Source organism: Pseudooceanicola sp., assembly GCF_041987405.1.
Classification (GTDB): Bacteria; Pseudomonadota; Alphaproteobacteria; order Rhodobacterales; family Rhodobacteraceae; genus Pseudooceanicola.
Window position 1 is genome coordinate 251,522 of record NZ_JBHIWR010000005.1, and the last position, 20,192, is coordinate 271,713.

The 20,192-nt window shown below is 65.2% G+C and carries 23 protein-coding genes; 12 read left to right on the top strand and 11 right to left on the bottom strand.

What is annotated here, in order from left to right:
• Position 1: 1 nt before the first annotated feature.
• Both ACFC2Y_RS14545 and ACFC2Y_RS14550 read left to right on the top strand, forming a co-directional pair.
• The gene (locus tag ACFC2Y_RS14545; RefSeq protein ID WP_375175870.1) at positions 2-949 is read left to right on the top strand and encodes an AEC family transporter; all 948 of its coding nucleotides are present in this window, start codon (positions 2-4) and stop codon (positions 947-949) included.
• Between the two features lie 73 nt (positions 950-1,022).
• Complete coding sequence (locus tag ACFC2Y_RS14550) at positions 1,023-1,283, top strand: hypothetical protein (RefSeq protein ID WP_375175869.1); 261 nt, start codon at positions 1,023-1,025, stop codon at positions 1,281-1,283.
• On the opposite strand, the gene ACFC2Y_RS14555 is transcribed toward ACFC2Y_RS14550, so the two are convergent.
• The 8 genes from ACFC2Y_RS14555 to ACFC2Y_RS14590 form a co-directional block, all read right to left on the bottom strand.
• A complete protein-coding gene (locus ACFC2Y_RS14555; RefSeq protein ID WP_375175868.1) occupies positions 1,240-1,650 on the bottom strand; it encodes a thioredoxin family protein in 411 nt (136 codons plus the stop codon). The two genes, ACFC2Y_RS14550 and ACFC2Y_RS14555, sit on opposite strands and share 44 nt — an antisense overlap.
• A 15-nt stretch (positions 1,651-1,665) precedes the next feature.
• Positions 1,666-2,379 (bottom strand): cytochrome c biogenesis CcdA family protein, encoded by a 714-nt coding sequence (locus tag ACFC2Y_RS14560; RefSeq protein WP_375175867.1) that lies wholly within the window; start codon positions 2,377-2,379, stop codon positions 1,666-1,668.
• A gap of 78 nt (positions 2,380-2,457) precedes the next feature.
• Positions 2,458-3,339, bottom strand: a complete 882-nt coding sequence (locus ACFC2Y_RS14565; protein WP_375175866.1) for a DMT family transporter — start codon at positions 3,337-3,339, stop codon at positions 2,458-2,460.
• 94 nt (positions 3,340-3,433) lie between these two features.
• Positions 3,434-3,721, bottom strand: a complete 288-nt coding sequence (locus ACFC2Y_RS14570; RefSeq protein WP_375175865.1) for an HU family DNA-binding protein — start codon at positions 3,719-3,721, stop codon at positions 3,434-3,436.
• Positions 3,722-3,850: 129 nt separating this feature from the next.
• Positions 3,851-5,314, bottom strand: a complete 1,464-nt coding sequence (locus ACFC2Y_RS14575) for an AMP nucleosidase (RefSeq protein WP_375175864.1) — start codon at positions 5,312-5,314, stop codon at positions 3,851-3,853.
• 233 nt (positions 5,315-5,547) lie between these two features.
• Positions 5,548-6,495: an adenosine kinase gene (locus ACFC2Y_RS14580; protein ID WP_375175964.1), complete on the bottom strand. Its 948-nt coding sequence runs from the start codon at positions 6,493-6,495 to the stop codon at positions 5,548-5,550.
• A 32-nt stretch (positions 6,496-6,527) separates the two neighbouring features.
• Complete coding sequence (gene nth / locus ACFC2Y_RS14585) at positions 6,528-7,172, bottom strand: endonuclease III (protein ID WP_375175863.1); 645 nt, start codon at positions 7,170-7,172, stop codon at positions 6,528-6,530.
• Positions 7,173-7,217: 45 nt separating this feature from the next.
• Positions 7,218-7,886, bottom strand: coding sequence for a GNAT family N-acetyltransferase (locus tag ACFC2Y_RS14590; protein WP_375186451.1), 669 nt, complete (start codon positions 7,884-7,886; stop codon positions 7,218-7,220).
• Positions 7,887-8,141: 255 nt separating this feature from the next.
• Here ACFC2Y_RS14590 and ACFC2Y_RS14595 point away from each other — a divergent pair, with 255 nt between their 5' ends.
• From ACFC2Y_RS14595 to ACFC2Y_RS14610, 4 genes are all read left to right on the top strand, one after another.
• A complete protein-coding gene (locus ACFC2Y_RS14595) occupies positions 8,142-8,993 on the top strand; it encodes a methylated-DNA--[protein]-cysteine S-methyltransferase (protein WP_375175861.1) in 852 nt (283 codons plus the stop codon).
• A 101-nt stretch (positions 8,994-9,094) separates the two neighbouring features.
• A complete protein-coding gene (locus ACFC2Y_RS14600; protein WP_375175860.1) occupies positions 9,095-9,769 on the top strand; it encodes an OmpA family protein in 675 nt (224 codons plus the stop codon).
• Positions 9,770-9,968: 199 nt separating this feature from the next.
• Positions 9,969-11,321, top strand: a complete 1,353-nt coding sequence (locus tag ACFC2Y_RS14605) for an aminotransferase class III-fold pyridoxal phosphate-dependent enzyme (RefSeq protein WP_375175859.1) — start codon at positions 9,969-9,971, stop codon at positions 11,319-11,321.
• 142 nt (positions 11,322-11,463) lie between these two features.
• Positions 11,464-13,356, top strand: a complete 1,893-nt coding sequence (locus ACFC2Y_RS14610) for a tetratricopeptide repeat protein (RefSeq protein ID WP_375175858.1) — start codon at positions 11,464-11,466, stop codon at positions 13,354-13,356.
• 1 nt (position 13,357) lies between these two features.
• On the opposite strand, the gene ACFC2Y_RS14615 is transcribed toward ACFC2Y_RS14610, so the two are convergent.
• On the bottom strand, positions 13,358-14,203 hold the full coding sequence (locus ACFC2Y_RS14615) for a TIGR00730 family Rossman fold protein (RefSeq protein ID WP_375175857.1): 846 nt from the start codon (positions 14,201-14,203) through the stop codon (positions 13,358-13,360).
• 105 nt (positions 14,204-14,308) lie between these two features.
• On the opposite strand from ACFC2Y_RS14615, the gene ACFC2Y_RS14620 reads away from it, so the two are divergent.
• The 3 genes from ACFC2Y_RS14620 (at position 14,309) to ACFC2Y_RS14630 (ending at position 16,488) form a co-directional block, all read left to right on the top strand.
• Positions 14,309-15,133, top strand: a complete 825-nt coding sequence (locus tag ACFC2Y_RS14620; protein ID WP_375175856.1) for a hypothetical protein — start codon at positions 14,309-14,311, stop codon at positions 15,131-15,133.
• 86 nt (positions 15,134-15,219) lie between these two features.
• Entirely contained in the window at positions 15,220-16,047 is an 828-nt protein-coding gene (gene dapD, locus ACFC2Y_RS14625) for a 2,3,4,5-tetrahydropyridine-2,6-dicarboxylate N-succinyltransferase (protein WP_375175855.1), read from the top strand.
• A 189-nt stretch (positions 16,048-16,236) separates the two neighbouring features.
• On the top strand, positions 16,237-16,488 hold the full coding sequence (locus ACFC2Y_RS14630) for a GlsB/YeaQ/YmgE family stress response membrane protein (protein ID WP_375175854.1): 252 nt from the start codon (positions 16,237-16,239) through the stop codon (positions 16,486-16,488).
• Between the two features lie 53 nt (positions 16,489-16,541).
• Here ACFC2Y_RS14630 and ACFC2Y_RS14635 read toward each other — a convergent pair whose 3' ends face one another.
• Entirely contained in the window at positions 16,542-16,937 is a 396-nt protein-coding gene (locus ACFC2Y_RS14635) for a rhodanese-like domain-containing protein (protein ID WP_375175853.1), read from the bottom strand.
• 157 nt (positions 16,938-17,094) lie between these two features.
• Between ACFC2Y_RS14635 and ACFC2Y_RS14640 the strand changes: the two genes are divergently transcribed.
• From ACFC2Y_RS14640 to ACFC2Y_RS14650, 3 genes are all read left to right on the top strand, one after another.
• Entirely contained in the window at positions 17,095-17,442 is a 348-nt protein-coding gene (locus ACFC2Y_RS14640) for a hypothetical protein (RefSeq protein WP_375175852.1), read from the top strand.
• Between the two features lie 128 nt (positions 17,443-17,570).
• A complete protein-coding gene (gene dapE, locus ACFC2Y_RS14645) occupies positions 17,571-18,713 on the top strand; it encodes a succinyl-diaminopimelate desuccinylase (RefSeq protein WP_375175851.1) in 1,143 nt (380 codons plus the stop codon).
• On the top strand, positions 18,713-19,381 hold the full coding sequence (locus ACFC2Y_RS14650; RefSeq protein WP_375175850.1) for a DUF2064 domain-containing protein: 669 nt from the start codon (positions 18,713-18,715) through the stop codon (positions 19,379-19,381). The genes dapE and ACFC2Y_RS14650 overlap by 1 nt, the downstream gene beginning before the upstream one ends.
• Here the strand turns inward: ACFC2Y_RS14650 and ACFC2Y_RS14655 are convergent.
• The gene (locus ACFC2Y_RS14655; RefSeq protein WP_375175849.1) at positions 19,376-20,098 is read right to left on the bottom strand and encodes a sulfite exporter TauE/SafE family protein; all 723 of its coding nucleotides are present in this window, start codon (positions 20,096-20,098) and stop codon (positions 19,376-19,378) included. The two genes, ACFC2Y_RS14650 and ACFC2Y_RS14655, sit on opposite strands and share 6 nt — an antisense overlap.
• Between the last annotated feature and the right edge of the window lie 94 nt (positions 20,099-20,192).

The following is a 20,192-nucleotide window of genomic DNA, read 5'->3' on the forward strand; positions in this document are numbered from 1 at the left end:
CTTGCTGGACGTCCTTTCGATCACGCTGCCGGTCTTCGCGATCATCGTGGTCGGCTATCTGGTGGTGCGCTTCGGCCCGCTGACCCGGGGCACGATGAAGGCGCTTGGGGATTTCACCATGATGGTCTCCCTGCCCTGCGCGTTGTTTGTCGCCGTGGCCTCGCGCGACTTCGCCGAGGTGGTCAATGTCGATTACCTGCTCACGCTTGCCCTGGCGGGGGTCGCGACACAGACGGTCATGTGGACGATCCTGCGACTGCAGGGCACGGGGCCGAAGCGGCGGGGGCTGGCCGTGCTGGCCGCCGCCACGCCGAACACCGCCTTCATCGGCTTTCCCATATTCCTGCTGGTCATTCCGGAATACGCCGGGCCCGTGGTGGCGATGAACCTGCTGGTCGAGAATGTCGTGCTGACGCCGATCGGGCTGACCCTTCTGGGGCGGGCCGGGGCCGAGGGAGAGAAAGTGTCGCAGATCCGTCTGCTCGGGCGGATCCTGCTCTCGGTGATCCGGCGGCCGCTGATCATCGGGCTGGCCCTCGGCTTTGCCGTCGTGCTGTCGGGTCTGCCCGTGCCCGGGGAGGTGATGCGCTTTGCCGACACACTCGGTCAGGCGGCCACACCTGTTGCGCTGATCGTGATCGGCGGGTCGCTTTTCGGGCTGAACCTGCGGGGCGATCTGGGGCTGGCCAGCCAACTGGTCCTGGTCAAGCTGCTGGTGCATCCGGCGCTGGCTGTGGCGACACTGACGGCTCTGTCCGCGCTTGGTCTCGCGACGCTTGGACCGGAACTGACCATCGGCCTGATCCTGACCGGCACCCTGCCGATGTTCGCGATTTTCGTGCTCTTCGCGCAGGAAAACGGGCATGAGGGGCTGGCCTCCCTCGCGCTGATGATCGCGACCCTGCTGTCCTTCGTGACGGTCAACCTGGCCCTGCTGCTGATGCTTTGAGACCCTGGTTTGGTTGACGGTATCTTTACCTTCCTAAGCCACCCTGCCGCCGTCCCGGAGAGGAGGGCTGCGGATGCAGTATCTGGATCATCATCAATCGCTTGGGGCCGGGCTGGCCACCGTCGCTGTCTTTGCCGGGGTGCTGGCCATGGTCATGGGCTGGGTCTCCGTGCCCGTGCAGATCATGGGCGGTGCGGCACAGGATCCGCCGCCTGCGTGGTTCGCCCCGCCGCAGGCGGTCACGGTCATGCCCTTGCCGGATCGGGTGGCCGACGGATCTGACGCTCAGGTCAGGCGCTGGCCGCCGCCAGGGCGGAATCGAGCAGTTCCTTGATCTTGGCCTCACGCGTTTCGGCAACAAGGCGGCCGATCTCGGCATCGCCTTTCAGAACCACGAGGGTGGACCGGCGAGGGATGCGCAGGCGTTGCGTGAACTGGGCCTTGCGATAGGTATCCCAGTCGACATTCACGAAAGTAATGACATTCTCATAGGCCGGGTTCTCCGCCTTGAGCTTGTCGAGAACGCGTTCCTGCGCGGCGCAGGTGCTGCACCAGCTGGCCTTGAAATCGAGGAAGACGGTTTCACCGGCGTTCAGCCGCTGTTCCACCAGGCCGGGGGTGTAGTCGATGGCCATAGCGCTGGCAAAGCTGGGCAGGGTGAGGCCTGCGGCGGAAAGGGCGAGGAAAGAGCGACGGTCCATGGTGGGTCCTTTCGGTCAGAAGGTAACGGAAAGATCGATCAGCCAGGCGGGCAGTGCCTGAACGGCCCAGGCTTCGATCATGTGGTGGATACGGAAGAGGATGGCGAGGCCGGTGACAAGGAAGACCGCGCCAAGCAGCGGTCGGGAGATTTCGGCGAGGCGGCGCATCAGCGGTTGGTGGCGTTGCAGCAGGCCGCGCGCGCCATAGCCCAGGGCCAGGACGAGGGTGGCCACGCCGAGGGCGAAGGCCACCATGATCGCGGTCGCGCGGGTCAGGCTTTCGCCTTGACTGGCCAGCGAAATCGCGCCGCCAAGGGTGGGGCCGACACAGGGGCTCCACACCGCGCCGAGGAGCAGCCCGCCCAGGAACTGCCCCCGCGCGCCGGTGCTGTCGATCCGGTCGATCCGGCTGTCGGCGCTCGCGGCGATCCCGGCGGTGGCGGTGGAAAAGGCGGCGCTGAAACGGGGGACGAGAAGGATCAGGCCAAAGCCGATCATCAGCACGGCGCCGCCCTGCGCGATCTGTTCGGGATCAAGGCCCAGGGCATAGCCGAAGGCGGCCACGCCAACCCCCAGCACCACAAAGCTGAGCGCCATGCCCGCCGCCAGGGCGAGCGGCCCGCGCGGGCTGGCCTGCAGGGCCGATCCCAGGACCAGCGGCAGGACCGGCAGGACGCAGGGATTGATGAGGGTCAGCAACCCCGCAAGATATCCGAAGATCAGCTCCATGCCATCTGGATGCCGCCTGCCCCCGTTTCTGTCATCTGACGAAACCGTGAAACAGGTCACGAGCCCGCCAGAAATGTTTCACGCCGGTGCGGGTTTCACCACCTGTTTGGAGAGCTGCACGGCGAGGATGCCCACGGCGATCACGACCGCACCGGCCACGTCCAGCGGGGTGACGCCCTCGCCGAGGACGGCCCAGGCGATCATCACGCCGAAGAAGGGGTTGAGGAAGTGGAAGGTCGCGGCGCGCACGGCCCCGATGCGGTTGACGAGGACGAACCATGTCACCGTGGCCAGCAGGCCGGGGATCAGCGTGGTGTAGATGAAGGCGAGGATCATGCGCAGGGACCAGGTGACCTCCCATGTCTCCAGCAACAGCGCGGCCACGGCCAGGGCCGCCGCACCGATCAGCATCTGAAGTCCGACGATCATCAGGACATTGCCGCCCGAACTGGCCCCGCGCACCGACAGTGTGGCCACCGTCAGGGCCAGCGTGCCGATGATGCAGAGGATCAGGCCCAGCCCGTCCGCCCCGCCGCTGAGCCTGCTGCCCATGATCAGCGCCACGCCGCCAAGGCCCAGGATCAGCCCGATGATCGCCATGGGGCGCAGCCGATCGCCAAAGACGATCCAGCCGAAGAAGCCGACGAAGAGTGGCATGGCGGCGGCGATGATTGCGGCCAGCGAGGCCTCGATCCGCTGCATGGCGACGAAGAAGAGGCCAAGGTAAAGCGCGTTCTGACACAGGCCGAAGATGAAGGTCGAGCGCCACTGCACGCGGGTCAGCGTCCAGGTCTGACCCATGGCCCGGGCTACGGCGATGCCGAGCAGGCCGGAGATCAGAAATCGCAACGCCAGTGCCGTCAGAGGCGGCGCATCGGCCACGATCATTCGGGCGGAGGTGAAGGCAGAGGACCACATGAAGGCAAAGGCCAGCCCCAGTCCGATCGCGCGCAGATCCATGAGTGTCGTCTCCGGGCGGCAAAAGGAAAGGGCCGCCGTTGCGGGCGACCCTTTCGAATTCCTGTCCGGGGGGCAACCCCCGATCAGCGTAAGATCAGGAGTTCACGCTGTCCTTGAGTGCCTTGGCGATGGTCACCTTGACCACCTTGTCGGCCTCTTTCTTGATCTGCTCGTTGGTAGCGGGGTTGCGCACCATGCGCTCGGGGCGCTCACGGCAGTAGAACTTGCCCACGCCGGGGATCGCAACTGCGCCGCCGCCGGACACTTCCTTGGTGATGACGTTTGCAATGGCATCGAGAGCCGCGCTTGCAGATTTCTTGTCCGAGCCCAGTTCTTCGGCCAGAGCAGCCACCAGTTGGGTCTTGGTCATCGGTTTTGCCATTTCTGGTCTCCTTGCATGTGCCCTGTCGTTTGGGCTTGGTCTACTGAATTTAACTTGATGTAGTGGTCTCACACAAGAAATTGTAAGGCCGTTTTCCCCATGAAATGCGGGTTTTTTGCGTTTTTTCGCTCAAAGGAAGGCTGTTTCGTCGAAAGACCGCAGTTTTCGGGAGTGGATTCGCTCCAAAGGCATGTCTCTAAGGCTCTCCATGGCGCGAATCCCTATCATCAGGTGACGCGACACCTGGGTCTTGTAGAAATCGCTCGCCATGCCGGGCAGTTTGAGTTCGCCGTGCAGCGGTTTGTCGGAGACGCAGAGCAGCGTGCCATAGGGTACGCGGAAGCGGAATCCGTTGGCGGCGATAGTGGCGCTTTCCATATCCAGCGCGATGGCGCGGGATTGCGACAGACGCTGTACGGGACCGGATGTTTCGCGCAGTTCCCAGTTGCGGTTGTCGAGGGAGGCGACGGTGCCGGTGCGCATGATCCGTTTCAGGTCGTAGCCCTGCAGCGCTGTCTCGGCCTCCACCGCGTCTTCCAGCGCGACCTGGATTTCCGCCAGCGCGGGAATCGGGACCCAGACAGGCAGATCGTCGTCCAGCACCTTGTCCTCGCGCAGGTAGGCATGGGCCAGGACGAAATCGCCAAGCGACTGGGTGTTGCGCAGGCCCGCACAGTGGCCGACCATCAGCCAGGCGTGGGGCCGCAGCACCGCGATATGGTCGGTGGCGGTTTTCGCGTTGGAGGGGCCGACGCCGATATTGACCAGCGTGATCCCGGCGCTGCCCTCGCGTTTCAGGTGGTAGGTCGGCATCTGCGGCATCTTGGGCGAGGGCGGCAGATCGCCCAGGGCATCGGTGATCTCGGCGTTGCCGGTGGAGACGAAGGAGGTGTAGCCGCTGTCGGGATCGGCCAGCATGCGGCGGGCGAAGGCCTCGAACTCGCTGACGTAGAACTGGTAGTTGGTGAACAGCACGTGGTTCTGGAAGTGATCCGGGTCCGTGGCCGTGTAATGGGCGAGGCGCGCCAGTGAATAATCGACGCGCTGCGCGGTGAAGGGGGCCAGCGGCAAGGGGTCGCCCGGGGCGGTGATGTGGGTGCCGTTGACGATATCATCGTTGGTGGTGTCGAGGTCGGGCACGTCGAAGACATCGCGCAGTGTGAAGGAGGCCGCGCCTTCCTGCGGCACCGTCACCTCGCCCGACCGGGCCACGGCAAAATGCAGCGGCATGGGGGTTTCGGACGGGCCGATCACCACCGGCACGTCATGATTGCCGAGAAGCAGGCCGATCTGCTGTTCCAGGTAGTGGCGGAAGAGATCGGGCCGGGTGATCGTCGCCGCATAGGTGCCCGGCGCGGGGACATGGCCAAAGGCCAGGCGGCTGTCGACCTGGGAATAGGTCGTGGTGGTGATCCGGACCTCGGGGTAATAGGCGCGGATGCGGCCTTCGGGGCGGCCGTCTCGCAGGGCGCGGGTAAACTCGGCTTGCAGGAAGTCCGTCGCCTGATCGTAGAGCTGGTTCAACCGATCCACTGCCGCGCGCGCGTCACGAAAGGCTTCGGCAGCGGGGGCGTCGGGGGTCTGGATCTTCATGTCGGTCTCCGCTCTTTTGCCCATCTGTGGGGGAAGAGGCGGGGAAGGCAAGGGGGACGCGCCGTAAAACATGGGGTTTCCGGCGGGTTTCAGGCCCTCCGACGCGGGTTTTCGGGTCCGGACCTAGGTGCAGCGGCCAGGCGGAGGGCTGTCTGCCCCCGACCAACACTCCCAAGGCGCGAGACGGCCCCCGGGGACAGTTCAGACAAGAAGACGCCGGGTCCGGAGAAGGCTCAGATCAGCCCTTCCTTGGCGAAGAGCGTCTTCAGGTCTGCTTCGGGGCGGGCACCGTAATGCGAGATCACCTCGGCCGCGGCGACACAGCCCATGCGGCCCGAGGTCGCCAGATCCGCGCCGGTCGCCAGGCCGTAGAGGAAGCCGGCGGCAAACTGGTCGCCCGCGCCGGTGGCATCGACGGGGGTGATTTCCCGGACCGGGGCTGTGGCCTGCTCCGTCCCGCTGACCAGCACCACGTCGTTGCCCGACCGGGTGCAGACGATCAGCCCGCTGTCGCTGGCGGCCGTTTCCAGTGCGGTCGACAGATCCTCGGTCTGATAGAGGGACAGCCACTCGTGCTCGTTGCCGATCACGTAGTCGAGCTCCTTCACCAGCTTCCGGAAGTCGTCACGGTGGCGGTCGACGCAGAAGGGATCGGAGAGCGCGATGCCCGCCTTGCCTCCCGCGTTGCGGGTCAGACGTGCGGCGGTCTCGAAGGCCTGTTTGCCCTTGGGCTTGTCGTAGAGATACCCTTCGAGGAAGAGGATGCGCGCCTCATAGCAGACCTCTTCGGGCACATCGTCAGGGCCAACCTCCGAAGAGATGCCGAGATAGGTGTTCATCGAGCGTTCGCCATCGGGCGAGACAAAGATCATCGAGCGGGAGGAGGGCAGATGCCCGCCCGCCACCGGATCGTTCGGGCAATCGGTGCCGTCTGCGCGGGTGCCCTCGACATAGGCGCGGCCGATCTCGTCATCCGTGACCTTGCCGATAAAGGCGGTCCTGAGGCCCAGGTTGCCACAGCCCGCGACCGTATTGGCGACCGAGCCGCCGGGGATCTGATGATGTTCGCCCATGGCGTGATAGAGCATGTCGGAGCGGTCCAGTTCGACCAGTTGCATGATCCCCTTCTGGATCGACATTTCCGACAGAAAGAAATCATCCACCGGGGCGATCATGTCCATCACCGCATTGCCGATACCGATCACGTCATATCTCACAGGGTCTTCTCCTCGAATTCACAGAGATCGCGGATGATGCAGGCCGCGCATTTGGGTTTTCTCGCCACGCAGGTATAGCGTCCGTGCAGGATTAGCCAGTGGTGGGCATGGCGCTGGTATTCGGCCGGGACGTTGTCCTCGATGGCGCGCTCGACGGCATCCACATCCTTGCCAGGCGCGATGCCCGCACGGTTGCCGACGCGGAAGATATGCGTATCGACGGCCTGTGCCGGGTGCCCCCACCACATGTTGAGAACCACATTCGCCGTCTTGCGCCCGACCCCCGGCAGGGATTGTAGCGCCGCACGGGAGGAGGGGACCTCCCCGCCGTAGTCATCCACGAGGATGCGGGCGGTCTTCATCACGTTCTTGGCCTTCTGGCGGTAGAGGCCGATGGTCTTGATATGTTCGATCAGCCCCTCTTCGCCGAGGTCGAGCATCTTCTGCGGCGTGTCCGCGATCTTGAACAGGTCCCGCGTGGCCTTGTTCACCCCGGCGTCTGTGGCCTGCGCCGACAGCGCCACCGCCACGACGAGGGTATAGGCGTTGACGTGCTCCAGCTCTCCCTTCGGCTCGGGTTCGGCCGACTGGAAGCGGTGGAAGATCTCCTGAAGGGTCTGATAGGGCAGTTGTTTGGCCATGGACGGGGTTATGGCCGTGCAACCGGCAACCCGCAACATAAACCATTACTTGGTGATCCGGTCCGCCGCGAAGACGCTTGGATCAATGGCGGTGACAATGACCTCCGACTGACGAAGGCCGAGTTTCGTACAAAGCTTCTCCGAAGCTGTATTGCCGGGCCGGACACCCGTGCGGGCGACACGCAGGCCGTGGCGGTCGACCATCTTCGTCAGGGACATAGCACCCAGGGTCATAGCTATCCCCTGCCCGCGACGCGCCGGGTCCGTGGCGAGCATACCCCAGAAAAATGTATGTCCCATGGGACTGTCGGCACTGTAGATCCCAATGGCGGATGTACAGCCGACGATCTCCCCGTCTTTGTCGGTCGCGACGAGGCAGACGGCGGGCATGGCCTCTCCGCACAGGAAGGGGCGAATTGGCAGCAGCACTCCGCTCGCCTGGGCGAAGGTGTCGAGACGAACGATCTCTTTGTGTGGTGTGGTGGTGTCGATTTCTGTCACGGTCAGGTCGTCGGGCAAGCGGGCATGGGCAAGATGCGCTCGACAGGCCTCGATCGCATCGGTCCCGCCGCACCAGCGGTTGTTCAGGTCTATACCAAGACCGGCCGCCGTGAGCGCGGCGATGCGGGTTTCGGCCATCTCCGGCGGCACGCATTCTGCAGGGGCCACGCCCTGAATTCGTGCCAGGGAGATCTGTCGGTCAAGGCAGTCCATCGTGTTACCTGTCAGCCCCACTGACCGGCCGTAACAGTTCACATCCCGAAGATGGCCCAGCAACGTCCAGAGGTGCCAAGCCCGGCGTTGCATCGCGCGCTGTTCGTCAGATCCGAAGACGTCATGATCAAGTAGGTCCATCCCTTACAAAAGGCTTAACTCTTCGGCTCCGTCAAGATCGTTGGATTTGCCGCAGGTTCCGGGTCGCGCAGCCCCCTGCCCTGCCTTAGATTGGGCGGCGAAAGGACCACCGCCATGCTGCAAACCGATGTTGAACAGGGCTACCATTATCATGTCATCCGCCGCGCGATCGAGGAGATCGACGCAGCCGAGGCACCGCTGTCGCTCGATGCGCTGGCGGATCGCATGGGTATGAGCCCCGCACATTTCCAGAGGCTCTTTTCCACCTGGGCCGGGGTCAGTCCGAAACGGTTCCAGCAGTACCTTGCGCTCGGCCATGCCAAGGCGCTGCTGAAGGAACGGTTTTCGACATTGGAGGCCGCGGCGGGGGCGGGCCTGTCGGGGTCCGGTCGGCTGCATGACCTGTTTGTCAGATGGGAAGCGATGAGCCCGGGCGATTTTGCCAAGGGCGGGGCCGGGCTGACGATCCGCTACGGCTGGCTCGACAGCCCATTTGGCGAGGCGCTGGTCATGGGGACAGGGCGCGGCCTTTGCGGCATCGGCTTTGTCGAGGAGATGGGGCGCGCGGCGGTCTGGGACGATCTGACCGCGCGCTGGCCAGACGCCACATTGGTGGAGGACGCCCGTGCGCTGCGTCCCTGGGCCGAGGCCGCCTTTGGCCAGAGCGGCGAGGCAAGGGTGCACATGATCGGCGCGCCCTTCCAGATCAAGGTCTGGGAAGCCCTGCTGCGCATCCCCTCGGGCCATGTCTCCACCTATGGCGAGATTGCCAGGAGCATCGGGTCACCCCGCGCGGTGCGGGCGGTCGGCACGGCGGTCGGGCGCAACCCGGTCAGCTGGCTGATCCCGTGCCACCGCGCCATCCGCGCCAGCGGCGGGCTAGGCGGCTATCACTGGGGCATACCGGTCAAACGGGCGATGCTGGCCTGGGAATCCGCCCGGGCCAACGGGTTGGAGGCGGGATAGGCGACAGATCGCTTGGAACCAAATCGTGACTCAAATCGTTTTGACTTAGGCGTGGAGATCGTACTCTGTGCCATCGATTGATTGACCAACCGAGGTTCACGATGACCGCATTGACCACCGCTATCACCAACCGCAGCCGCCTGACGCGCCCGATGCTGGGCCTGACCGCAGCCGCGATGCTGTTGACCACCGCTTGTACCGAAATGAATGACGGTCGCCAGAACACCCGAGAGAACGCCGCCGGAGGTGCTGCGCTTGGCGCGGTCGCCGGGGCGATCCTGTCGCGCGACAAGGCCAAGGGCGCGGCCATTGGCGCCGCAGTCGGCGGTATCGCGGGCGCGGCCTACGGCGATTACCTCGATCGTCAGGAAGCAGCTCTGCGCGGGCAACTGGGCAACAACGTCCAGATCGTCAACACCGGCGACCGGCTGATCGTGACCATGCCGCAGGACATCCTGTTTGCCACCGACAGCGCGACCCTGCGCCCCGACCTGACCTCGGACCTGGCGGTTGTGGCCCGCAGCCTCAACGAATACCCGCGGTCCACCGTGCAAGTCATCGGGCATACCGACAACACCGGCGACGCGGCCTACAACCAGCAGCTTTCGGCGCGCCGCGCCAACGCTGTCGCCTCGATCCTCGTCAACAATGGCGTGTCCAGCGGCCGCATCCAGAGCTTTGGCCGCGGCGAGGATCAACCGCGCGCGTCCAACCTGACCCCCGAGGGGCGTCAGCAGAACCGTCGCGTGGACATCGTGATCCTGCCGACCGCCTGACGTCTCGGAACACATCAACATTCAAACGCCCCGCCCGATCCGGCGGGGCGTTTTCTTATCGACGATCGCTTCGCCCTCCCGTGCGACGCAAACCCGCCTTCGCAAGCGGCTGGCGCATTTCCCTTCGGTACGCGCACGCATGGCACTGGACACCGGCCAGCTTCGGCGTAGCCTGAGAGGACAGACGGAGGTGACCCCCATGAAAGACGACAATTTCCTCAAAGAGCATAACGCAAGGGCGCTGTGGCATCCCATGGGCGCGCCGGGCGACAGCCTGGCCACGCCTCCGACCATCATCACCCGGGCCGAGGGGTCGCGGATCTTCGACATCGACGGCCATGCCACGGTGGACGGCGTCGGCGGGCTGTGGTGCGCCAATCTGGGCTACTCCAACGATGCGGTGAAGGAGGCGATCTCCAGGCAGCTCTATGATCTGCCCTATTATTCTGCCTTTGCCGGATCGACCAACCCGACAGCGATCGAGGCCTCGGTCGCGGTGCAGGAATTCTTTGCGGAAGACGGGATCGGCCGGGTCTTCTTCACCTCCGGCGGGTCGGATTCGGTGGAAACCTGCCTGCGCCTGTCGCGGCAGTATCACCGGATCAAGGGGAAACCGCAGCGCACCAAGTTCCTGTCGCTGAAGAAGGGGTATCACGGCACGCATTTCGGCGGGGCCAGCGTAAATGGCAACGCCCGGTTCCGCACCGCCTATGAGCCGTTGCTGGCGGGCTGTTTCCACATGACGGCCCCCTACCCCTATCGCAACCCCTACGACGAGACCGATCCCGCCGCGCTGGCGCAGAAGATCGCGGCAGAGATGGTCGACGAAATCGAATTCCAGGGCGCCGACACCATCGCGGCCTTCATCATGGAGCCGATCCTGGGTGCGGGCGGCGTCATCGTGCCCGACGCTTCGTTCATGAAGCTGATGCGGGAGATCTGCACCAAATACGGCATCCTGATGATCGCGGATGAGGTGATCTGCGGTTTTGGCCGGACCGGCGACTGGTCGGGGTCGCGCCACTGGGGCGTGAAGCCGGACATGATGTCGGTGGCGAAGGGCATCACCTCGGCCTATTTCCCGGTCGGCGCGGCGCTGATTTCCGAAGAGGTGGCGGAGGTCTTTGAACAGGCCGACAGCGCCGCTGCGGGGATCTACCACGGCTACACCTATTCGGCCCACCCCGTCGGTGCCGCCGCCGTCACCGCCTGTTTGAGCGAGACGCTGCGCCTGGACACCAAGACCAATGCGGCGGCGCGCGGTACGCAGCTTTATCAAGGGTTGCTGGGGTTGAAGGAGAAATACGACATCATCGGCGATGTCCGCGGCGGGCATGGGTTGATGACGGCGATCGAGTTCGTCTCCGACCGCGCGAGCAAGACGCCGATGGATGCCGCGACCGTCAAGAAGATCCAGAAGGGCGTCTACGAGGCCGGTGCCATGGTACGCCCGGCCCCGCCCAATATCATGATGTCACCGCCGCTCATCATCACCGAGGCAGAGGTGCAGATCATGATCGACGCCTTCGACACGGCGATCGGGGCGGTGTGATCCGGGCAGGTCTTCCGGACAGGGCGGCCATCGGTGCCGCCCTTTCACGGTCCGGAACCCCGGGAACGGCGGGTGAGGCAGAGATGGGCCGAAACGCGATTTCCGCGGTGATGCGTCTCTCCGATCATCGGGAGACGGGGGGATGAGCCGGGAGGCGCCGCCAGAGACCATCGAAGTGCTCATGGCGCTCTGCCGTCAGGGGCAGTTCGCGCAGGCTGTCGAGGCGGGGGAACCCTTGGTCGAGGCGTTTCCGAAATCCTTCGCGCTATGGACAATCCTCGGCGGTGCCAGCCTCCGGATCGGGCAACTGGACCGGGCTGAAGCTGCCTTTCAAAGCGCCATAGGGATCGAACCGGGACATGCGGGAGCGCAGTACAACCTCGGCCTCGTCCTGCAGGCGGCCGGGCGTCTGCAGGAGGCGAAGACCGCTTATGCCCGGGCCCTGCGGCGCGATCCCGGTCACATCGAGGCCCACATCAACCTCGGTAATGTGCTGATCCAGCTAGGGCAGCCCGAGAAGGCCGAACAGTCTTATCGGCAGGCTTTGGCGCTGCGACCTGAGGATGCGAATACGTTGAGTAACCTGGGTGGCGCGCTGCGCGAGTTGGGGCGGCAGGCAGAGGCGCTGGAAGTCTGGACCCGCGCCTTGCAGATCGCTCCGGACCATGATGTTGCGCGGAGCCAGAAACTGCGCCTGCAATGGGAGAGCTGCGACTTCAGCGCCCATGACGACTTTCAGGCGCAAGCCGAGCGTTTGGGGATCACAGGGTCCGCCGTGCCTCCGTTCCCCTTCCTGTCCGGCGAAGATGATCCCGCACGCCAACGTTCGAGGTCGGAAAAGTGGGCGCACCAATTCATAGCGCAACCCCGCCCGAACTGGACGATCCCTGACGCGCGGCCCGCGAAACTGCGGATCGGGTATTTTTCAGGCTGTTTCCACGACCACCCCACACTGCGCCTGATGACCGGTCTGCTGCGTGAGCATGACCGCGCACGGTTCGAGGTCTTCGTCTACAGCTTCGGCCAACAGAAAGGCGGGGACCTTCGGGCGTGGCTCAGCCGGACGGTGGACGAATTCCACGACGTGGAACAGCTGTCCACCCGTCAGATCGCGACAGTGGCGCGGCAGCACAACCTGGACATAGCCATCGACCTGGACGGCCACACGCGCCAAGCGCGGGCAGAGGTCTTTGCCTGGCGCCCCGCCCCCGTCACCATCAGTTTCCTGGGCTATCCCGGCACGACCGGTGCGGCGTTCATCGACTATCTGATCGCCGATCCCGTCGTCATCCCGGATGCGGAGCGCGCGCACTACAGCGAGAGCGTGATCTACCTGCCCGACACCTACCAGCCGAACGACGACAGGCGGCCTGTGCCGCAGGTGACGGACACGCGGGCCGATCACGGCTTGCCGGACGAGGGCTTCGTCTTTTGCTGTTTCAATGCCGCGCGGAAGATCGGACCGCGCGAGTTCGATCTATGGATGCGGTTGCTTGGCCAGGTCGACGGCAGTGTGCTCTGGCTGCTGCGCGCGGGTCCGCAGATGGAGGCGAACCTGCGACGCGAAGCCGACCGGCGCGGGGTGGATCCGGATCGCCTGATCTTTGCCGACAAGGTTTCGCAGGACAGGCACCTCGCCCGCCACGCCCATGCCGGTCTGTTCCTCGACACGTTTCACTATAATGCCCATACCACCGCCAGCGATGCGCTCTGGGCCGGGCTCCCGGTCGTCACGATGGCGGGTCGGCAATTCGCCGCGCGGGTCGCGGCCAGCCTCCTGTCGGCGGCGGGGTTGCACGATCTGGTGACAGACAGCGCGGCGGAGTATGAAAGGCTGGCGCTCGACCTGGCGACGGATCCCGCCAGGCTGGTCCGGGTGCGGGAGAGGGTGCAGGCGGCACGGCAGACAAGCGCCCTGTTCAGCTCGGACCCCTTTGCCCGGAATTTCGAAGCCGCGCTCGACGCCGCATACGAAGGTCACAGGCGCGGGCAACCACCAGGGGACATCCGGCTAAAGGCCCGAAGCTTGGGCTGAGTCACCGTCCCGGAATGTCCCGCCGCTTGGTGCCCGCGCCGTCCCAGGTGTCGATGGCTTCCATCGCTTCCTCCGCCGTCTCGACAAAGCGAAACAGGTCCAGATCCTCGCGCGCGATGGTGCCCGCCTCGGCCAGGGCCTCCCAGTTGATGATCCTCTCCCAGAAGTCGCGGCCGAACAGCAGGAAGGGCACGCGTTCCATCCGGCCGGTCTGGATCAGGGTCAGCGCCTCGAAGGTTTCATCCATCGTGCCGAAGCCGCCGGGGAAGACGCAGACGGCCCGGGCGCGCATCAGGAAATGCATCTTGCGGATGGCGAAGTAGTGGAAATTGAAACACAGATCCGGCGTCACATATTCGTTCGGGGCCTGTTCATGAGGCAACACGATGTTCAGCCCGATGGACTGCCCGCCTGCGTCATCCGCCCCGCGGTTGCCGGCCTCCATCACGCCGGGTCCGCCGCCGGTCACAACGACCCATTCACGGCCATAGCTTTCCATCGAACGGGCGGTGACCGCGCGGGCCAGTTTTCGCGCCTCCTCGTAATAGCTGGACAGCGCCGCCAGCGTGGGGGTCTTGGCGCTGTCCTTCCGGGCAGGCTCCGGTATCCGCGCACCGCCGAAGAGGACGACGGTGGATTCAATCCCGCGCTCGTCCATCACCATCTGCGGTTTCAGAAGCTCCAGCTGCAGCCGCACCGGGCGCAATTCCTCCCGGCAGAGGAATTCGTCATCGGCGAAGGCCAGACGATAGGCCGGGGCCCGGGTCTGCGGCGTGTCGGGCACATGATGGGCGGTTTCGATGTCTGTATGGGCATCGCGAAAGGGCGACTGGCGATCTTGGGTCATGAATGGCGTCTCGGATGAATGGATTGAAGGGCGAGCGTTGATCGACACGTCGCAGGCGATATGGTCGGAGCCGTAGCCTGCGGAGTGCAACAAGGATGTTCAACCATGTTTTTCCCAATTCCCATTTTTCGAGCCAAGCTATTGACGGTTCTCCTGGCGCTCGGCGTGATGCTCTCACCGCTGCCGGCCCGTACTGAAATTGCCGCCTTCGCCTGGCAGGGCCGTCTGATCTACGACCCTGCGCGGGTGATCGCCCCGGGCGGCGCGACGCTTGGCCAGTTGATGGCCGAGCTGTTCGAGACCAGCCCGCAGGCGACCGAGGCGGTGATCCGGGGCCGGGTGGAATACGACCTCTCCACCCCGGTCACCACGCAGAACCCGGCCGTGGCCGCCTATCGCGATGCGGTCACCGGCATGCAGGCCATCTTCGGCGGGGCGCCGGTCATTGCGGATATTGCGCTGATCCAGGCCAATGCGGGCAGCAGCGAGGTCGGCATGCTGACCCATCCAAGCGGCGGCTTCTGCAGCGAAAAGGTACATTGCGAGGCCTTGGGTCAGAAGAACCCGAACTGGGGCAACTATGCGGGCGCGCTGAACAATTTCGACCACTTCCTGATGGATGAAACCGGCACGACCACCCTGACCGGCGACGTCATTGCCATCTTGCTGGGCCGCACGGATGCGCCGGGGGAATTCAAACCTGCGATCCAGACGCAGTCCGTCGGCGCGGTCAGTCTGGACGGGCTGGACCTGCTCTGGTTCACCGCGCCTGACCGGCAGTTCGTCGATGACCTGTCCCTACCGCATGTGAAGGTCATCGACCCGGAGGAGGTCGGCCGATCGGAGGTCTGGTTCTTCCTCGAAGGGGAGGCCCTGCCGGAACGGCTGCGGATCGAAGGGGTCGTCGACGAGATCACGGTCCTGCGCTAGTCCCTTGCGGGCGCATTCATCCGCGATTGCACGACCGGCGCGTTTGGTGTCTAACGCCCGCGATCCGGAACCGGAAAGGAGCCCCGATGTCAAACGCCCAGCTTGAGACCGCCATCGAAGCCGCCTGGGAGGCGCGCGATACCATCACCCCCGCCACCACCGGCGAGACCCGCGAGGCGATCGAGGATACGCTCAACGCGCTCGACAGCGGCGAGCTGCGTGTTGCCGAACGCGGCGCGGATGGCACCTGGCAGGTGAACCAGTGGGCCAAGAAGGCCGTGCTTCTCGGCTTCCGCCTCAAGGACATGGAAGAGCAAGCCGGCGGGCCACAGGGTGGCGGCTGGTGGGACAAGGTCGACAGCAAGTTCAAGGGCTGGGGCGACAACCAGTGGAAGGCCGCGGGCTTCCGCGCCGTGCCGAACTGCATCGTGCGCAAATCGGCCTATGTGGCGCCCGGCGTGGTGCTGATGCCCTCCTTCGTGAACCTAGGCGCTTATGTCGATGAGGGGACGATGGTCGACACCTGGGCCACCGTCGGCTCCTGCGCGCAGATCGGCAAGGGCGTGCACCTGTCCGGCGGCGTCGGCATCGGCGGCGTGCTGGAACCGATGCAGGCCAATCCGACCATCATCGAGGACAACTGCTTCATCGGCGCGCGCTCCGAGGTGGTCGAGGGCGTGATCGTGCGCGAAGGCTCCGTGCTGGGCATGGGCGTCTTCATCGGCCAGTCCACCAAGATCGTGAACCGCGAAACGGGCGAGGTCTTCTATGGCGAAGTGCCGCCCTATTCGGTCGTGGTCTCCGGCTCCATGCCGTCGAAGAACGGCGTGAACCTCTATTGCGCCGTGATCGTGAAGACGGTGGATGCGCAGACCCGGTCCAAGACTGGCATCAACGAGTTGCTGCGCGACTGACCTTCTTTTTGCCGCAAATATCCCGGGGTCCAAGGGGCAGCGCCCCTTGCCGGACATGACGTGCGGGGGGCCAATGGCCCCCCGCGCCGCTTCTTCGATGTCGGAAACCTGAGAGGCCGCGCCGGAACCAGAGGAGTGCTTTCGTCGTTGATCCCGCAATGGACACAGCAACGAAAGAGATTTGATCCCATGGAAGGACTTGGCTGGATAGCAGCGATCATCGTCGGCGCCCTCGCAGGCTGGATCGCGGAAAAGATCATGAAGGCGGACCACGGACTGCTGACCAATATCGTCCTCGGCATCCTGGGTGCGCTGGTGCTGAACTTCCTCCTGATGGCCATCGTCGGTTCGACGCTTGGCGGGTGGATCGGACAGCTGATCATCGGCATCATCGGCGCCTGCCTGCTGATCGCCGGCTACCGGGCGATACGCCGAGCCTGATCGCATCCTAGCAGATTAAAGAACGGCCGGGCGCTGTCCCGGCCGTTTTGCTGTCAGCTCTTCTTCGAGGGCTTCTCCCCGACTGGTCCGCCGGAGGCCTTCCAGCCCGAAAAGCCGTCCGAGATATGGCTGACATTCTCCAAGCCCATCTCCTGTGCCGTACGGGCCGACAGGGCCGACCGCCAGCCGGAGGCGCAGTAGAAGACGAATGTCTTGCCGCTCTGGAACTGCGGCTTGGCATAGGGGCTTTCGGGGTCGATCCAGAATTCCAGCATACCGCGCGGGCAGTGGAAAGCGCCGGGGATCATGCCCTCGCGCTCCAGCTCCCTGGGGTCGCGCAGGTCGACGAACAGCACATCGGGCGTGTCGTGCAGCGCGATCACCTCCGCTGCGGGGGCGTGGGTGACAACTGCATTGGCCTCGGCCACCATATCCTTGATCCGTTTCATGCCGCCTCCTGCTATCCGGGTCGTGCCCAGAAAACGTGGTTGCCCGGCAGAGTGCAAGGGTCGGTTTCGCCCGCGGGCTGGCGCGCAGGGCGAAGGACCGCTTTACTCGGGCCGCGGAGTCTGAAACCGATAGAGCGACGAATTTGGGGAGCCCGCCATGGCAAAAGAGAAAAAGCCCGCACGCCAGCAACAGGTGTTCACCCTGTTGGTCGAGGTGGGACGGTCGGGCGGCGACGGCCTGCCCAAGGACTGCACCGGCGCCGCGCTGATGTGCTACGCCAGCGGCGTGGACGAGGCCGAGGCGGTGCGCGAAACCGTGGCTATCCTCAAACAGGCGGAGATGGCGCCGCTGGATGTCACCGGCTACGGCACCCTGGACGAACGGTTGGCCGAGGGGCATGAGATCCCCGATGAGGAACGCGCGCTGATGGCCCGGGCTCTGGAGGAAAACGCCGTGATCGTCGCGCAGGTGACACCCTTTTTCGACGATCAGCGCGACAGCTGATCCGGCAGGGTCGCGGCCCCTCATTCGGCTGCTTCGGGGGTCAGCGCATGGTCCGACACCCGCGCATTGAATTGCGCTTTTCCGCGCCAGGGTCTAGCCAATGTGCACCCAGAGAAGGAGTGCCCGCCGTGAGCGTCGATCCCGTAGCCCTGACCGCCGATCTGATCCGCTGTCCCTCTGTCACGCCCGAGGACGGGGGGGCGCTCGTGCTCCTTGAAGAGCTGCTCGGCAAGGCGGGGTTCACCTGCACCCGGGTGGATCGCAACGGCACGCCGAACCTCTACGCCAGATGGGGCCTGCGCGGGGCGAACCGGAGCTTTGGGTTCAACGGGCACACCGATGTGGTGCCGGTCGGGGATGAGGCCGCCTGGACCGTCCCGCCCTTCGGCGCGGTGGAAAAGGACGGGATGCTTTGGGGGCGCGGGTCGACGGACATGAAATCCGGGGTGGCGGCCTTTGCGGCGGCGGCGATCGACTTTGTCACCGAAACGCCGCCCGACGGGGCGGTCATCCTGGCGATCACCGGCGACGAGGAAGGCGATGCGACCGACGGCACTGTCGCCCTGCTGGACTGGATGCGCGAGAACGGCGAGGCGATGACCGACTGCCTCGTGGGCGAGCCGACCTGCCCTAACAAGATGGGCGAGATGATGAAGATCGGGCGGCGCGGGTCGATGACCGCGTGGTTCGACGTCACCGGGGTGCAGGGCCATTCCGCCTATCCGCATCGCGCCAGGAACCCCCTGCCCGCGCTGGCGCGGCTGATGGATCGGCTGGCGTCGCACGAGTTGGATCAGGGGACAGATCATTTCGATCCTTCCACGCTGGCCATTGTGACGATGGATACGGGCAACCCAGCCACAAATGTGATCCCCGCCGCCTGTCGCGGCACAGTCAACATCCGTTTTTCCGACGCCCATTCCGGCGCCTCGCTGAGCAGCTGGCTGGAGGAGGAGGCGGCGCAGGTCGCGGAGGAGTTCGGGGTGAAGATCGCCGTCCGCATCACGATCTCGGGCGAGAGTTTCGTGACCCCGCCGGGCGCGTTGTCGGCAATGGTGGCGAAGGCCGTGTCGGCAGAAACCGGTGTCACGCCGGAGCTGTCGACCTCCGGCGGCACTTCGGACGCGCGCTTCGTCAAGGATCACTGCCCGGTGGTGGAGTTCGGCCTTGTCGGTCAGACGATGCATGCGGTGGATGAACGTGTGTCGATCGAGCAGATCCGCCAGCTCAAGACGATCTACGCCCGCATTCTGAGCGACTATTTCGCCTGATGCGCCGCCGATTGGTGGTCATGGTGAAGGAGCCGCGCGCCGGGCTGGTGAAGACCCGGCTCGGGCGGGAAATCGGCATGATCGCGGCGACCTGGTGGATGCGGCACCAGCTGCGCGCGCTGCTCCAGCGGCTGCGCGACCCGAGGTGGGATCTGTGGCTGGCGGTCTCCCCCGATACGGTGGTGGCGAGCCGGATGTTTCCCGGCGATCTTCCACGGGTGGCGCAGGGGCCGGGCGATCTGGGTGACCGGATGGGACGGGTCCTGAGGCGGAGGGCTCCGGCTGCTGGTTCGCCCGACGGACATGCCGGGCCGCGCCGATCCGCCTGCCAGGGCGGTGCGATTGTGCCACCCTCGGGTCGGACGCGACCCTCCTCGCTTCACAGCCCCGGCCCCATCTGCATCATCGGCGCGGACATCCCCGGTATCACCCGCCATCACATCTGGCGCGCCTTTCGCGCCCTCGGCCAGGCGGATGCGGTCATCGGCCCCTCGACCGACGGCGGCTATTGGCTGATCGGCACCCGCCATGCCGCGCCGCAAGGCATCTTCGACAAGGTCCGTTGGTCGACCGAACATGCGCTGGCGGATACGCTCGCCTCCCTCCCCGGTCTGCGGGTCGCGCTGGTGGATGGGCTGTCGGACGTGGACGAGGCCGCGGACCTATAGATACCCGGCCAGCCCACGCCACAGCAGATTGAGCGAGACCAGCGTCAGGATGCCGTAGCAGATGGCATAGAGCCTGCGCTGATCCAGACGCCCGTGCAGCCGCCAGCCCAGCCAGATCGCCAAAGGAACGGCCGGGGTACAGATCAGCATCAGCCAAAGCATGCCCGCATCCGGCGGCGTGATCAGCAGCCAGGGCACGACCTTGGCGATATTGCCGAAGGTGAAGACGATGGAGGTGGTCCCGGCAAATTGCGCCTTGGGCAGCCCCCGGCCCAGCAGGTAGATCGCCAGCGGCGGCCCGCCCGCATGGGCGATCATCGAGGTCGCGCCAGAGGCGGTGGCCGCCGTAAAGGCAAACACCGGCCGCGCCGCCCAGCCCCGGTCCGACATTCCCCCGGTCAACCAGTAGAGGGCGAAACCTACGCCCAGAGCGCCCATCAGCGTGGCAACGCCCCTCTCGTCCATCCCGGTCAGCAGCCAGGCCGCCAGGGCCGTCCCGATCAGTGTGCCGGGGATCAGCCAGATGACATCCGCCCGCGACCAGGTTTTGGGGGACCAATGGCGGAGGGCGAAGGCGTCCATCACCAGCAAAAGCGGGGCAAGAACTGCGCCCGCGACCAGTGGATCCATGGCGAGCGACATCAGCGGGATGCCGATCATCGCGACGCCCCCGCCAAAGGCGCCTGCAGTGTCACGTTTGAAGTGCAACGGTTTCATAGAAGACTTCGTCCGGAGTTTTGTAGCCCAGGCAGCGCCGGGGCGTCGAGTTGTAGGCCTGGATGACACGAGCAAGGTCAGCTGGACCCAAGGT

Excerpts from the sequence above, each read along its gene's own strand:
- ACFC2Y_RS14590 (WP_375186451.1), bottom strand. The coding sequence starts at position 7,886 with ATGGACTGCCTTGACCGACAGATCTCCCTGGCACGAATTCAGGGCGTG.
- ACFC2Y_RS14550 (WP_375175869.1), top strand. The coding sequence starts at position 1,023 with ATGCAGTATCTGGATCATCATCAATCGCTTGGGGCCGGGCTGGCCACC.
- ACFC2Y_RS14640 (WP_375175852.1), top strand. The coding sequence starts at position 17,095 with ATGGCAAAAGAGAAAAAGCCCGCACGCCAGCAACAGGTGTTCACCCTG.
- ACFC2Y_RS14620 (WP_375175856.1), top strand. The coding sequence starts at position 14,309 with ATGTTTTTCCCAATTCCCATTTTTCGAGCCAAGCTATTGACGGTTCTC.
- ACFC2Y_RS14595 (WP_375175861.1), top strand. The coding sequence starts at position 8,142 with ATGCTGCAAACCGATGTTGAACAGGGCTACCATTATCATGTCATCCGC.
- ACFC2Y_RS14605 (WP_375175859.1), top strand. The coding sequence starts at position 9,969 with ATGAAAGACGACAATTTCCTCAAAGAGCATAACGCAAGGGCGCTGTGG.
- ACFC2Y_RS14560 (WP_375175867.1), bottom strand. The coding sequence starts at position 2,379 with ATGGAGCTGATCTTCGGATATCTTGCGGGGTTGCTGACCCTCATCAAT.
- nth (WP_375175863.1), bottom strand. The coding sequence starts at position 7,172 with ATGGCCAAACAACTGCCCTATCAGACCCTTCAGGAGATCTTCCACCGC.
- ACFC2Y_RS14600 (WP_375175860.1), top strand. The coding sequence starts at position 9,095 with ATGACCGCATTGACCACCGCTATCACCAACCGCAGCCGCCTGACGCGC.
- ACFC2Y_RS14655 (WP_375175849.1), bottom strand. The coding sequence starts at position 20,098 with ATGAAACCGTTGCACTTCAAACGTGACACTGCAGGCGCCTTTGGCGGG.
- ACFC2Y_RS14565 (WP_375175866.1), bottom strand. The coding sequence starts at position 3,339 with ATGGATCTGCGCGCGATCGGACTGGGGCTGGCCTTTGCCTTCATGTGG.
- ACFC2Y_RS14555 (WP_375175868.1), bottom strand. The coding sequence starts at position 1,650 with ATGGACCGTCGCTCTTTCCTCGCCCTTTCCGCCGCAGGCCTCACCCTG.
- ACFC2Y_RS14615 (WP_375175857.1), bottom strand. The coding sequence starts at position 14,203 with ATGACCCAAGATCGCCAGTCGCCCTTTCGCGATGCCCATACAGACATC.
- ACFC2Y_RS14635 (WP_375175853.1), bottom strand. The coding sequence starts at position 16,937 with ATGAAACGGATCAAGGATATGGTGGCCGAGGCCAATGCAGTTGTCACC.
- ACFC2Y_RS14580 (WP_375175964.1), bottom strand. The coding sequence starts at position 6,495 with ATGGACATGATCGCCCCGGTGGATGATTTCTTTCTGTCGGAAATGTCG.
- ACFC2Y_RS14630 (WP_375175854.1), top strand. The coding sequence starts at position 16,237 with ATGGAAGGACTTGGCTGGATAGCAGCGATCATCGTCGGCGCCCTCGCA.
- ACFC2Y_RS14610 (WP_375175858.1), top strand. The coding sequence starts at position 11,464 with ATGAGCCGGGAGGCGCCGCCAGAGACCATCGAAGTGCTCATGGCGCTC.
- ACFC2Y_RS14570 (WP_375175865.1), bottom strand. The coding sequence starts at position 3,721 with ATGGCAAAACCGATGACCAAGACCCAACTGGTGGCTGCTCTGGCCGAA.
- dapD (WP_375175855.1), top strand. The coding sequence starts at position 15,220 with ATGTCAAACGCCCAGCTTGAGACCGCCATCGAAGCCGCCTGGGAGGCG.
- ACFC2Y_RS14650 (WP_375175850.1), top strand. The coding sequence starts at position 18,713 with ATGCGCCGCCGATTGGTGGTCATGGTGAAGGAGCCGCGCGCCGGGCTG.
- ACFC2Y_RS14575 (WP_375175864.1), bottom strand. The coding sequence starts at position 5,314 with ATGAAGATCCAGACCCCCGACGCCCCCGCTGCCGAAGCCTTTCGTGAC.